We start from the raw sequence: 13,254 nt of genomic DNA, 5'->3' as shown, positions 1-13,254 counted from the left end.
GGATTCCCATGTATAGTCCAGCAAGTGTTAGAATTCGTATTGAGCAAGCAAGAACTAAGCTTCACAAATTACATATTCAATATGGAGGTTTCAATCATCCTGAGGTCCTGCGGCAATCCATAGTACTGGATGAACTGCTCAATGCTTACGATAATAGCTACCGGATGAATAAAAGGCCCCCTGCTTAAGGAATATCTGAGAGAAACTGTGTAGTAATAGAGAAGTTAGATCTGAAATCCTATGGATAAGCGTGCGAAAAAAGGTGGTGAAACTGTGGAGCATACAGTCAAAATCCGGGACGAAATAGCGGCCTATCTTCTAAAGCATCACCTGTCCATTAATCAGTTTGCGATTAACAGCGGTATCCATTCCGGTACACTCAGCCGGGTGATGAAGGGGCATCAGGCCTTGGCGATGAATCATCTAACCCGTGTCACTCGCGGGATGGGACTTCCCGAGGACTACTTTTACAGTAAGTATGTGGATGAATGTCTATATGATTCAGCTCCAACCTGGCGGCGTTTGCGGCCGTTCCTCCTGCAATGTGCGGCGTTATCGCGTCTGGACTGCATTGAGCGGGTCGTACAGAATTTATTGGATAACCTGCTGTATGCACCGCTGCTGTTTGAGATTGCCGAGGAGTTATTTGAACAGAAGGACTGGCAGGCCGCAGCCTTAATCTATGAAAATGTGGGAGCCAGCGAGAAATATCAGCATTCCGAACGTCTGGCGCTCTGTCAATATCGGTTATTTCTGATTAATCTCGGGGATGATCCGCAGAAAAACTTGATAGCGGCTACTTTATGTGAAGGTTATGTGGGCAGACTGGACGAGGTCAATCAATTAGATGCATTACGTCAGTTGGCTAATACGTATTTTTCATTGCATGAGTGGCAAAAGGTTATGGAACTTGTCGAAGAAATGTTGAGAGTTGCTACGAATCTATATGAGCTTCATAGAGAATCAGACCGGAAGCCAAATAATAAACAGGGACACAAAAGGCCGTTATATGCTTATATTTTAAGTGCCCTGCTTCTCCGTAGCTCTGTCTTAGAGGAGTGCGGAGAATATAAGTCTGCGCTGGAGATTATCCCCTTGTATATGGAGTTTAGCTGGATACGGGAGGACAATGAGGAAGCAAGAAAGATTAAGGCCCAATATACAGAATGGGGAACGGCTAATACCTATCTTTACCGCTTAATGGACGGACAGATCGAGGTGCTGGATGAGTATGTTGAATACATTTCAACCCGGGAGAACGAGATTTTTACAGCGTTGTTCAAGATTGTTCAAGCGGCTAACCTCTACAAATGGAATGTGGATCATGTTCTGACGAGGTTTGCTGCCTATATTCCTTACCGCAAATATTCAAGTATATTTGGTGAACGGAACAGGTTGATGCTGAATGACCACCATGCCCAGTTCCGAAGTGAACTGGCAACCTACTATCTGTCCCGCAAGCGTTATAAAGGCGATGATGTTACGATGCAAGGCGTGGACTTATCCGCCAAAATAGACAGTGAGCATAATGTAATCCGGGGGACGATATCCGTGGATTTCGAGATCTCGATTTCAGATATTCCGAAATCAGGCTGAGACATGTATAAACGGCTTAACATATATAGATATCCCTAACACAACGGCTGAGATTCCTGTCACGGACCTCAGCCGTTGTACTTTGTATAAAGTTTGGTCCTCGTCTTACATTCCGAAGTTGGCTCTCTATTTTTCCACTTTAACGTTATAATGATCTTCCGCGGTCACCCTTTGAACAATTCGAACAGTAAGACCATTAGTGGTACGTGCAACAGCCTTCATATCCACAATACTCCCCATATTGTAAGTACCTGCGGGAAAACTTTCGTTATAGATATCCGTCTTGAAATTTGAGGTAACCAAATTGAGCACTCCTTGATGATTCCTCTCCTCATAAGCCATAATCCACATATACGGTTTTACTCTTAAGGCTCTGCTATTGTAGGGGAATAGGTTGAATTATTTCTCCATAGTTCTTGGGCTGATAAGTAAAAGATTTGGTAGATCCATCTGAAGCGGTATAGTAAGCCTTGTATTTCCCTCCAGAATTGTCGAAATAGTCATCGTGCAATTCAGCGATATAACTCGGTTGTTTACCTCCTAAGGTTGTATATAAATCATTACCGGGGATACCACCAGTGCTATATTGCCAGACTGCGTTCGCCTTATTATTCTTAATTTCAACTACAGTGGAGACTGATCCGTTCTCATATATATAGCGAGTGGCATCATTAGCGGCGAAAATGTACGTGTAATTTAAATTTTTATCACTTTCTGCTTGGCGATCGGACTTAAATGAATATTGAATGGGCAAAGAAATAGCTGCTATACGGGCTTCTTGTATATTACTTGAAGTAAGCTTAGTTGAATCCACTGCGTAATCCTTGCTCGTTACAAAGAGTATGCCGCGAGTCCCCTCATAGTAGACACTGTAGCCAAAGGCTTCACTAACAAAACGTGCCGGTACCATCATGCGTCCGTTGTAGTTATTGGCTTCACTATCCATTTTTACTGGCTGCCCATTTTTATAAGCTATAGACAGTCCTTGAGTCATTTTAAAAGTATCTTTTGTAGAATTAGTAATTGTTGCAGTATGAGATTTGGAATCCCATGAATAGCTTAAACCAAGTGAAGCGAGGGTTCGGATCGGAACCATGACTCTACCGCCTACAATAAATGGGTTGCTGTCGGTGGCGATAAAGCCACCATTAATATTTACAGCAATGGGGCGGATCGCAGAAGCCGCAGAAATAGAACCTTGAAAGATGAGTAAAAGCATTAGAGAAACTGTTACAATTTTTTTGTGAATCGACAATTTAGAAACTCCTCTCCTTTTTAAAAAGTATGACAAATTTAAAGTTAGACCTGGAAGTAAGCCTTCCAGGTCTTTTTTGAAAAGGCCCATGAACCTAATCATGGACCTCTTCTCTGCGGCTACCAGCCGCTCAGCCCCCAATCTGCGACATACGGCGGGAGGTGGGCGTATGGCTCTGGGCTTTGCGCTCCAGGGCCAGGGCCATTTCATGATTATGCGGCTTGTTGCCCAGGGCTTGGCGGAACAGCGCCTGCACCGCAGCGGGGTCGCTGATCAGCGGGCGCACATTATATTCATCCTCCCAGTACAGGCAGGCTTTGATGTTGCCGTCGGCGGTCAGGCGCAGCCGGTTGCAGTTATCGCAGAAATGCTCGCTGACCGGATGGATCAGTCCGAAGGTTCCCTTCGCACTGGTGACACGCTGGTTCTGCGAAGGTCCGTTCCCGGAAGGCATATCCGCTTCCTCGGTGGTCCAGCCTGCTTCATTGCAGGCCTCTATGACAGTCTCCAGCGGGAGATAGGTCTGCCGCCAGGCATCGCTGGCGCTACCAATCGGCATATATTCGATGAACCGTACATTCAGCGGGCTGTTCAGGGTCAAGGCGATGAAGTCCTTAATCTCGTCATCGTTAATGCCTTTCATGAGTACGACATTCAGCTTGATCGGGGACAGACCCGCAGCTTCAGCGGCTTCAATGCCCTTCAGCACCTTGGCGACATCGCCGCCACGGGTGATCATGGAGAAGCGGTCCGGCCGCAGCGAATCCAGGCTGATGTTCACGCGTGACAGTCCGGCCTGCTTGAGGACAGCCGCTTTTGCCGGAAGCATCAGTCCATTCGTAGTTAAGGATATATCTTCAATGCCGGGTATAGCAGAGATCATGGCTACCAGCTTCTCCAGGTCCTTACGGACCAGCGGTTCGCCCCCGGTCAGCCTGACCTTCCGCAAGCCTAGCGGCGCAAGAGACTCCACCACAGCGGTTATCTCCTCATAGCTCATAATCTCGTCCTGCGGCTGGAATTGCATTCCTTCGGCAGGCATACAATAGATACAGCGCAGGTTGCAGCGGTCTGTAACCGAAATACGGATGTAATCATGTATGCGTCCAAAAGGGTCAGTCAGCGGCTCCATAGCGTTGCTCCTTCACCTGTTGATTTTATTTGTTTTAAATTTTAAAGAAACCCTTCCTCTGCGTCAATGTACAAGATCCCGGGTCTATACGCGAGGGGGAATGCTTGTGGTGCCGCAAGTGCGGACAACCTAAATAATAGGGGACAGAAGATGAAAGGCATAGGCTAATTTTGACAAAAGTGCGACAATTTCAGGGAATGGTCATAGAATGCTCACCGAAAGCGCATACCATATTCGATATAATTTAGGTGCGGAAGATTCAAACTTTAGATACTTTCACTTTTGCGAAGAGCACAGCTATGATACCGGAAGATTCAGGAGGCAACCTCAGGTTACCCCGGGCATCCGGCAAACTAAGTAGGGAGGATTTGCAAAATGACTATACCAACCGTTCCATCGCTTGTCGTGCCGGAGGCTTGCAGCCGCTGGCTGGAGAGTCGGGGATTAATATATCAGCTACTTGTGGACTTTTATGGAAGAAAACCCTCACTCTCACTGGTCGCCCAGTGGAGCCGTAACCGTGAGATGAGTGTCGCTGCGGAAATGACTGAAGGCGGCCGTGAATTGAAGCGTTACCTGTGCAGTCAGGAGCCTACGATGCTCCCGGCCATCTGTGAGAAAGAGAAACTCGAATATAAGCGGCTGATGAACGAGCGTGCCGTTAGCTCCTTTGTAGCCCGTGAAGCGGCTCAACTGGGCCGTGAAGAAGAATTCTGCAACGTGCTCTCCGATGTGTACGCCTCAGCGGGCATTGTCTTCAAGAAGTGCAGCGGTGAAGCGGATGACCATATTGCCATCGAGCTGGAATTCATGGCGATCATGCACGAACGGATGCTGTACAACAGCTTCTCGATCCGCAGTGCAATGGAGCTTCTGGAGATCCAGGAGAGATTCCTCGAAGAACACCTGCTGAAGTGGACACCGCAGTTCTGCAAGAGAATGAACGAGGCAACCGACAGCCCGCTCTATCTTGGCCTCAGCCATATGCTGGAGGAATTCCTGCCGCAGGATCTGCAGATGCTGCGCGTCTGGAAGGCTTCGCTGGAGAGCAGCGCGGCGGCCATGGCTTAATACGCGGGTCTGTGGCTATAAGTGTAGTTTACTCTCTATAGCATTAACCCAATAAGGCGCCCTTCCATCATCGGAAGGGCGCCTTATTTCTGCTTGCGGATTTTGAACTTCTGCTTTCACTTTATATTACTTGAACTGAAGAAAATACAAAAAGCCTAAAGGATCGAAGGGGGATTTTGGAACTGTAGGAGCGGTAGCGTCCGCCTTTGTCTCCGGATTTCAACCGCAATAGGCGGTATAAATCAAGAAATCTGGAGACAACAGCGGCCGGAAGTCCAAATATTCACCGCAGTGACGCCTGAGCTTTACGTTATTATCTTAGGTCCACTCTATATAACTGAAACGGAGGTTCATCCGTTATTCATATGTCTTTTTGCTGCGGAATCTCATCAGGAACTCATACACCACCGGTACAACGACCAGGGTCAGGAGCGTGGAGCTGACGAGACCGCCGATCACCGTTACGCCAAGTCCCTTGGAGATAATTCCAGCGCTGTTCTCAAGGCCTGTAACCAATGGCAGCAGGGCGCCTATGGTAGCGAGCGCAGTCATGAGAATCGGGCGCAGACGGGTAGCTCCGGCCTCAAGCAAGGCCTGGCGGGTGGACATGCCTTCCTGTTCCTTATGGATTACGCGGTCAATCAATACAATCGCATTGGTGACGACGATACCGATCAGCATCAGGGCGCCCATGAGGGCAGAGACGTTCAGGGTTTCACCTGCAAGAAGCAGGGCCACCAGCGCGCCGATTACTGTGAACGGCAGGGAGAACAGAATGGCGAATGGTGCCAGACCGCCGCCAAAAGTAACCACAAGCACGAAATATACAATGGCGATTGCCGCGAGCATGGCGATCCCCAGCTGGCCGAACGTTTCATTAATCTGTTCGGTAACACCGCCGAAGGTGATGGTCACACCATCCGGGAGATCCAGGGCGTCGATTTTGTCCTGTACCGCCTTTGAAGCGCTGCTGATGTCATTCGAGATAATTTCGGCGGTCACATCGACCTTCATTTTGCCGTCCTCGCGGGTGATGGAGTCGGGCGACTGGCCTTGCTCAATACGGGCAACCTCTCCAATGGGCACGGTAATGCCCAGTGGTGAGGTGAGCGTAGCGGCCTGCATTTCTTCAATGCTGCTATAGGAATCTTTGTCTGTCTCGATGTAGACCTTATAATCCTTGCCGTCCAGCTGGACTTCTGTCAGTACAGGCCGGGTTCCGGCAGGGCTTAGCTTCATCGCAATCTGTCCGGCGGTTAAGCCCAGTGAGCTAAGCTTGGCCTGGTCTGCCACGATGGTGTATTGATCATAGGCTTCGGAGAGGCTCGTCTCCCCGTCTTTGAAGTTCTTGGTATCTGCCTGAACGATTCCGGCAATCTCATCGGCTACCGGTTTGAGCTGCTCCAGCGTATCGCCGTAGATATTGACGGTAAGTGTACTGCCGCCCAAGCCGCCGCCTGCCATGCCGGACATATCGCCCCACACGCCATTCGGCACTTCCTTGGACAGTCCTTCGATTAACTTTTCCTTCACGGTATCGAAATCAGGCGTGTTGCTGTCATATGTGACATAGAACAGTCCTGAATTGCCGGAGCTAGGCCCGAACGGGCTGCTGCCGCCGATAGAGTACTGCATTTGGTCCAGATGCTTCTGTGCCAGAATGAACTTCTCGGCCACGAGCCCCTGTTCCTTGACATCCTCCAGCGTCTGGCCGGCCTTGGGGGAGAAGGTAAGCATAACATTCTTCTCTTCCTGCGAAGGCAGGAAGCTGACGCCGATCGGCTTGATCAGGAACAGACTGCCTGCCAGCAGCAGCACGGCAACGCCGAAGGTAATCAGCTTGTGCGAGAGGCACCAATCCAGAATTTTGACATACCCTCCGGCCATGGCACCGGGCTTGTCCCCGTGGCTGCTCTTGCTCTTCTTCAGTCCATTGCGGAACAGGGTATGGGCCAGCGCAGGCACAAGGGTAATTGCGACAACCAGCGAAGCCAGCAGCGCGAACACCATGGTCAGGGCGAACGGCAGGAACAGCTCACCGACCATACCGCTGACAAAAGCGAGCGGCAGGAAGACGGCAATCGTAACAATCGTTGAAGACATGATCGGCACGAACATCTCACGGGTAGCCGCGCTGATCAGCTCTCTGCCGCGCAGCTTCTCGCCGGACAGTGTAAGCCGCCGGAAGATGTTCTCAATCACGACAATGGAGTCATCGACTACCCGCCCGATGGCGACGGTCATAGCGCCGAGAGTCATCATGTTGAGGGTAATATCCATTTGCCGCAGGCATAATACAGCAATCAGCAGTGATAATGGAATCGAGATAATGGAGATAATGGTGGAACGGATATTCCGCAGGAACAGCAGAATAATGAGTACGGCGAACAGGGCGCCGAATGCAGCCTTGGACAACATCGTATTCACGGAATCCTCAATCGGCTTGCCCTGGTCCAGCAGCACCGTCAGATCCATCGACTTGTATTGCTTCTTCAGCTCTTCCGTCTTGTCTTTGACTCCATTGACGACATCAACGGTGTTGGCATCGTTGGCCTTCACAATCTGAATCCCGATCGACTCTTTGCCGTTCGTGCGGGAGATCGACTCCGACTTGCCGACTACTTCAATAGCAGCCAGTTCGCTCAGCTTCACTGTCGGCAGTCCGGTCATGGCCGCAGCACCGGCATTGCCCGAAGGTGCACCAGCTCCTGCGCTTGCACCGGCGGTACCGCCAGCTGCACCAGCACCAGCCGCACCTGCGCCCGCTCCGGCAGCACCGCCTGGAGCGGCGGAAGGAATTAGCGGAATGCTGACATTTTGCAGGTCTTCCACCGTAGTGATATTGCCGTCAACGACAACAGCCTTCTGGGATTTGTCCATCTCGAACAGCCCCAGCGGAACGCGAAGGGAGGAGGCCTGGATGATGCCTTTGATCGTGTCCTCCGTCAGCCCGTATTGCTTCAGCTTATCCTGATTGAACTTCAGCGACACCTCTTTGACGTATTGTCCGGCAATCTGGACGGAGGCTACGCCTTCCACATCTTCCAGAGCGGGGCGGATATCGTTCTCGGCAATCCGGGTCAGCTCCTCCAGATCGGCTGAACTCTCGTCAGAGATACTGAGTGAGATGACCGGCAGCGAGCTGAGGCTGAAGCGCGAGATTTGCGGCTTCTGCACATTATCCGGCAGCGACACCTCATTCAGGGCTTCGCGCACCGCTGCGGTTGCATTATCCAGATTGGTGCCATAGTCGAATTCAATAGTAACGCTGGAGGCATTCTCCAGCGATGTGGACGTCAGCATCTTCACGCCGTCCACGTTGCGCAGCTTCTGCTCCAGCGGTTTGCTGACATCATTCACGACGCCCTCGGGTGCGGCTCCGGGATAAATAGTAGTAATGCTGAGATAAGGGATACTAATATTAGGCAGGGTCTCCTGCTTCATGGTCAACCCGCTGTACAGACCGGCGAAGACGATAATAATCGTCAGCAGCCAGACAGCGAATTTGTTACGGAGTGAGAAATTAATTAGGCTTTTCATTAGTGAGTCGATCCTCCAGTACAATTATTCTTGATATTTGAAGCGTGCTGCATGGGTCATTCATGAAGCCCGCAGGAAGTCTGCATAAAGGGAGCGAATTGCTTCTTCAGTTGACTGAGTTCGACGGATAACACAGGGTATCCCTGGAGATTGGCTATCATGCCCTGAAGGATCGCTTTACGGGGGTGGGAGGTAAGAATCTCGCTCTCCAGGATGTTCAGCGACTCCAGCCCGTCTTCGGCATGTTCATGGTGCGAACCGTCCGCTTCACTGAGCAGGAGCTTCATGGCCTTGATCAGCTGAAGCGGACTCTGGCGCGGGTTCTCCCCGTATCCCTCGGCCCATGCGGCGAGGACTGCGGAAGAGATCAGGGGAGCGGGCTGCCCTGCAAGCAGGCCGGATACCAGAATATCCAGCCAGTCCACCAGGCGGTCCGCCAGGTCAGGGATGGAGACAGAGGCCTCCCCGCCGAACAGCAGCTTGATGCTGGCGTGGATCATGCCATGACTGAGCAGGCACAGATCGCCTGCGTAGGGCAGAATCTCAGGCCCGTACATGAGCTCCAGCTTATGCTGGAACCAGCGCAGCAGGGCAGCGTTATTCTGCGCTACCCAGTCCGGGGTCTCGGTTATGCCTCTGCCGGCTACCTCCTGGAACTGGCGCTGCAGGAATTCGCGCAGCTCGTAGACATGGCTAAGCAGAATTTCGAGCTGGTTACGCAGCTTCTCCCGTGGCGCTCTGCCGGTCTCTTGCTCCTCCCGCTGGAGGGGATCATGAATCATCCGGAAGCAATAGATGTAGATGCTGCGTTCCAGCTCCTCCTTGGATTTGAAGATCAGATAGAGGCTTCCCTTAGAGATCCCGCATAGTTCGGCAATCTCCTGCATGGAGGTAGAGGACGAGCCTTTCACAGCAAACAGCTGCATGGCTGTCTTGATGATTTGTTCTTTTTTGGTCGTGCTTTTAGCGGTCAATGCCAGCCTGGCCCCCGTTCTGACTATGAAGTTCTGTATTTGACTGAATGGTCAGAGAGATTATATTATATATCCTGCAGCATTACAAATTTGCAGTTTCAGTAGGAAGATAACGATTCTTCATGTAATATATAAATGTGTCAGTTTGGTGATGAACGGAAGAATGAGAAGGTAGGTTGCATATGAGAAGAGGACTTCAGGCCATAGTCATCATAGGTGCTATGCTGGCTTTTTATTATTTTGGATTTGGGATTTTCGGCAGTACTGCCGGAACGATTATTAGTATTTTCTCCACCTTGACGGTCATCTCTATCGGTCTGGGGATCTTCATGGAGAACCGCAATCCCTCTACCACGGTATCCTGGATTCTGCTACTTGCGCTGATTCCGGTGCTGGGACTTGTGTTCTATTTCCTGTTCGGACAGAATGTATTCAAGCGGCGCAAGTATGACAAAAAAGCCCAGCGCGATCTGATGGCCTATGAACGGATTGAGAATGACGCGCTGCGGATGCACCAGGACTGGTCGGTGTTCACCCCCGCGCGGCAGAAGCTGCTGGGATTATCGCAAAGACTGGGCCGGACGTCGATCTCCTTCAGCTCAGAGACGCGTATCCTGACGAACGGGGAAGAAACCTTCGGCACCCTGCTGCTTGAGCTGCGTCAGGCGCAGCATCATATTCATATGGAATATTATATTTTCAGAGCGGATCATATCGGTACGCGCATTCAGCAGATTCTGATTGAGAAGGCCCGCGCGGGCGTTGCTGTCCGGTTCATGTATGATGCGGTGGGCAGCATTCAATTGTCCCGGGCTTTCCTTAAGGAGCTCAGTGATGCCGGGGTGCAGGTGGCTGCTTATGGCAACTCGACCTCCTTCTTCTCCAGCCGGGTGAACTACCGGAATCACCGCAAAATCGTTGTCATTGACGGCGATGTGGGATTCATGGGCGGGCTGAATGTCGGCGACGAGTACTTAAGCCGCAGCAAGACCTACGGCTTCTGGCGGGACACGCATATGCTGCTGAGAGGTGAAGCAGTGCGGACGATGCAGATTATCTTCCTCCAGGACTGGATGCATACCACCGGCGAAAAAATCATGGAGCAGGATTATCTCTCCCCGCAGCTTCGTTTCACCACCGGAGACGGGGCGGTGCAGATTATTGCCAGCGGCCCGGATAATGAGCGGCGTGCCCTCAAGAATATTTTCTTCTCGATGATTACCACAGCAGAGAAGTCGGTCTGGATCGCCAGCCCTTACTTCATTCCTGACGAGGATATTCTGACTGCGCTGCGTGTGGCGGCAATGTCGGGTCTGGATGTGCGACTGCTGTTCCCGGCCAAGCCGGATAAATGGATTCCCTTCCTGGCGTCCCATTCCTACTTCCCGGCGCTGCTGGAGTCAGGCGTGAAGATCTATGAATATGAGAAGGGCTTCATCCACTCCAAGCTGCTGATTGCAGACGGAGAGATTGCGACGATCGGGACCGCCAATATGGACATGCGCAGCTTCCATCTTAACTTTGAGGTGAATGCGCTGCTGCTGCAGACCGAGAGTGTCTCGCGCATTGTCGCAGACTTCGAGCGTGACCTGCAGTCCACGCGGCAGATTGTCCATGAGACCTTCATGGAGAAAAGACTGCTGGAGCGGCTGCTGGAATCGGCAGCCCGGCTGATGTCCCCGCTGCTGTAGGCGGGACAAAAATTCAAAACGGTACCGTCCTGTAAATGGACGGTACCGTTTTTGTGATTTTCGCAGTCTTTTGAATAGGGAGTTATACAATAGAAGAATACGGAATAACTCCGATGGCACCCGTGTTCTGCAATAGCGTACCGCACAAGCTCTAATGTTACGTAGACTGAAGCAGTTGGATTTACAGCACTTGCTGATGAACGAATGAGCGCTGCTACGTCAGCAGATGGATAAACAGCACTTAATTGCGCCCGATATTGCCATAGCAGCGAAAACGAATATGATTAGATGCCGTTTATCCACTTGCTTCCGGCAATCCATCAGAAATGCGCATATTAAGATACGTTATTCCACTTGCTTGTAGCAGGAGGAGGCAGTACCCTCAGAGGTTCCAATTTCCCACCCCCGGACATTTCCCCCTATTGCTCTGAGCCTGGGCACAACTGGGTACAATCAGAAGGTAGTGAACCCGAGGCGGGTCTGTATCCGGTAGATCATATACTTAATCCAGGTAAGCTCACTCTGATATTCCTTGAACGGCAGGCTGTACTCGGCTCCTTCGTTGTTCCACAGACGGTTGAAGTAGCCTTCCATGTCAGCATAGAGAGGCTGCCCGCGCGGCACGGACACGAAGAGATTATTCTCCAGATTATAATCGTCCAGATTACGGGTTGTGAAATTCGTGGATCCGCCCAGGATGATGGAGTCGCCGGACGCCTTCGCAATGAACATCAGCTTGCTGTGATACTGCTCCTTACCCGTATTGTACCAGCGGATTAGGATATTGCCTGCGGATTTCTGGTCCAGCTCCATGGCAACGGGGCGGTTCGGGATGCCGATTTTGTCCCGTCCGAACGCATTCTGATTGGGATCAAGCAGCAGCCTGACTTCAGCGCCCCTTGCATCTGCCGCAAGCAGGGCATCAATGATCCCATCGTCCGCCAGATAGAACATGCCCATCCAGATGACATCCCCCGGTCCTGCTGAGGCGATGCCCTCCAGAGCATATTTGTACACCTTGCCTTCGGTCAAATAGCGGACTTCAAGCGGAGCCCCTCCGGCGGTGGCGGCAGGCTTCCCGAAGTCAGGCTGCTTGCTCAGCAGGGGATCGGCTCCCGACAGATTAGCCGCAGCTTGCTCGCTCTGCAGAATATCCGCCAGGATGGGGCCTTGCACCTCCAGGGCAATATTGGAATGATAGGCACTGGCGTCATGCACATTGCCGGAGGAGATCAGCGCGGTGTTCTCACTGAGTACAACCTTGCGGTGGTTAGCCTTGACATTCAGCAGCTTCAGATAGGAACGTGCGGTAATATCGGGCCCTCCGCTGGCCATCAGATTCGGAATCCAGCCTGTGCCGGATTGGCCGAACCACTGGATGAAGGTGCGCCAGACCGCCGAATAAGCCGGAGTCGAATCGCGCAGGTCATCCACATCGGTCAGAATCACCTTGATTCCGGCTGCTTTCATCTTTTCCAGGAGGGCGTTAGGAGCAGAGCCGTAATTCGTGTTCACCTCATCGGTGATGAAGACGATCTCCATTCCGGGATAGGCGGCCTTGTGGGCGAGCAGCTTATCGGTAAGCTTCCGGCTGACTGCCGGGAACTGCTGGTCGGTGTGGGTGTAACCATTGAACAGGAACAGATCAATCACCAGGAATTGTCTGGATTCTTCTATGATCTCCAGCATTCTCGGCAGAATCTGTTCTTCCCTCGCTTGTGCCCCGCTGCTGTCCTGATAGGACAGATCCTGCCAGAAGTCAACCTTATCTACCTTATAAGCAGGGCTCTCCATGGAAAGTCCGGGCGGAAGCGGCTTATGGGTCTGGTAGACCATTACCCCGGCAAGCCATAGAAGGAGAAGGATAACGGCACTCCATAGCCGAGGCCGGCGCAGGACGAGCCGCATTCTCCGCTTGCGGCGGGTGGCTGTGATGGCACCGGAAGCCAGGGTTAGCTGCAACTGTTCGGGTGTGATGGGGCGGCTGCTTCGATT

Annotated in this window: 9 protein-coding genes; 4 read left to right on the top strand and 5 right to left on the bottom strand. The window is 51.6% G+C overall.

The window, feature by feature from the left end; genetic code table 11:
* Positions 1-8 precede the first annotated feature (8 nt).
* Both KDC22_RS30910 and KDC22_RS30905 read left to right on the top strand, forming a co-directional pair.
* Positions 9-188 (top strand): aspartyl-phosphate phosphatase Spo0E family protein, encoded by a 180-nt coding sequence (locus tag KDC22_RS30910; protein ID WP_173136030.1) that lies wholly within the window; start codon positions 9-11, stop codon positions 186-188.
* A gap of 52 nt (positions 189-240) precedes the next feature.
* Positions 241-1,596, top strand: coding sequence for a helix-turn-helix domain-containing protein (locus KDC22_RS30905; RefSeq protein ID WP_211721393.1), 1,356 nt, complete (start codon positions 241-243; stop codon positions 1,594-1,596).
* 376 nt (positions 1,597-1,972) lie between these two features.
* Here the strand turns inward: KDC22_RS30905 and KDC22_RS30900 are convergent, their stop codons facing one another.
* Positions 1,973-2,941, bottom strand: a complete 969-nt coding sequence (locus KDC22_RS30900) for a copper amine oxidase N-terminal domain-containing protein (RefSeq protein ID WP_211721392.1) — start codon at positions 2,939-2,941, stop codon at positions 1,973-1,975.
* A 40-nt stretch (positions 2,942-2,981) separates the two neighbouring features.
* Positions 2,982-3,983: a GTP 3',8-cyclase MoaA gene (gene moaA, locus KDC22_RS30895; protein ID WP_211721391.1), complete on the bottom strand. Its 1,002-nt coding sequence runs from the start codon at positions 3,981-3,983 to the stop codon at positions 2,982-2,984.
* 375 nt (positions 3,984-4,358) lie between these two features.
* Here moaA and KDC22_RS30890 point away from each other — a divergent pair, with 375 nt between their 5' ends.
* Complete coding sequence (locus KDC22_RS30890; RefSeq protein ID WP_211721390.1) at positions 4,359-5,054, top strand: TorD/DmsD family molecular chaperone; 696 nt, start codon at positions 4,359-4,361, stop codon at positions 5,052-5,054.
* A gap of 357 nt (positions 5,055-5,411) precedes the next feature.
* Here KDC22_RS30890 and KDC22_RS30885 read toward each other — a convergent pair whose 3' ends face one another.
* Positions 5,412-8,594 (bottom strand): efflux RND transporter permease subunit, encoded by a 3,183-nt coding sequence (locus tag KDC22_RS30885; protein ID WP_211721389.1) that lies wholly within the window; start codon positions 8,592-8,594, stop codon positions 5,412-5,414.
* A 56-nt stretch (positions 8,595-8,650) separates the two neighbouring features.
* Entirely contained in the window at positions 8,651-9,568 is a 918-nt protein-coding gene (locus tag KDC22_RS30880) for a TetR/AcrR family transcriptional regulator (RefSeq protein ID WP_211721388.1), read from the bottom strand.
* 182 nt (positions 9,569-9,750) lie between these two features.
* Here KDC22_RS30880 and cls point away from each other — a divergent pair, with 182 nt between their 5' ends.
* Complete coding sequence (gene cls, locus KDC22_RS30875; RefSeq protein ID WP_173136042.1) at positions 9,751-11,259, top strand: cardiolipin synthase; 1,509 nt, start codon at positions 9,751-9,753, stop codon at positions 11,257-11,259.
* 453 nt (positions 11,260-11,712) lie between these two features.
* Here the strand turns inward: cls and KDC22_RS30870 are convergent, their stop codons facing one another.
* Positions 11,713-13,167: a phospholipase D family protein gene (locus KDC22_RS30870; protein ID WP_211724258.1), complete on the bottom strand. Its 1,455-nt coding sequence runs from the start codon at positions 13,165-13,167 to the stop codon at positions 11,713-11,715.
* Positions 13,168-13,254 lie beyond the last annotated feature (87 nt).

The organism is Paenibacillus tritici (assembly GCF_018207515.1).
In the GTDB taxonomy this organism is placed as follows: domain Bacteria; phylum Bacillota; class Bacilli; order Paenibacillales; family Paenibacillaceae; genus Paenibacillus_AQ; species Paenibacillus_AQ tritici.
This window is presented reverse-complemented; position numbering and strand designations above follow the sequence as displayed.

Bases quoted from the DNA above. Each gene is read 5' to 3' on its own strand.
- KDC22_RS30905 (WP_211721393.1), top strand. From the start codon at position 241: ATGGATAAGCGTGCGAAAAAAGGTGGTGAAACTGTGGAGCATACAGTC.
- KDC22_RS30910 (WP_173136030.1), top strand. From the start codon at position 9: ATGTATAGTCCAGCAAGTGTTAGAATTCGTATTGAGCAAGCAAGAACT.
- KDC22_RS30900 (WP_211721392.1), bottom strand. From the start codon at position 2,941: ATGGGCCTTTTCAAAAAAGACCTGGAAGGCTTACTTCCAGGTCTAACT.
- KDC22_RS30870 (WP_211724258.1), bottom strand. From the start codon at position 13,167: ATGCGGCTCGTCCTGCGCCGGCCTCGGCTATGGAGTGCCGTTATCCTT.
- KDC22_RS30885 (WP_211721389.1), bottom strand. From the start codon at position 8,594: ATGAAAAGCCTAATTAATTTCTCACTCCGTAACAAATTCGCTGTCTGG.
- moaA (WP_211721391.1), bottom strand. From the start codon at position 3,983: ATGGAGCCGCTGACTGACCCTTTTGGACGCATACATGATTACATCCGT.
- KDC22_RS30890 (WP_211721390.1), top strand. From the start codon at position 4,359: ATGACTATACCAACCGTTCCATCGCTTGTCGTGCCGGAGGCTTGCAGC.
- cls (WP_173136042.1), top strand. From the start codon at position 9,751: ATGAGAAGAGGACTTCAGGCCATAGTCATCATAGGTGCTATGCTGGCT.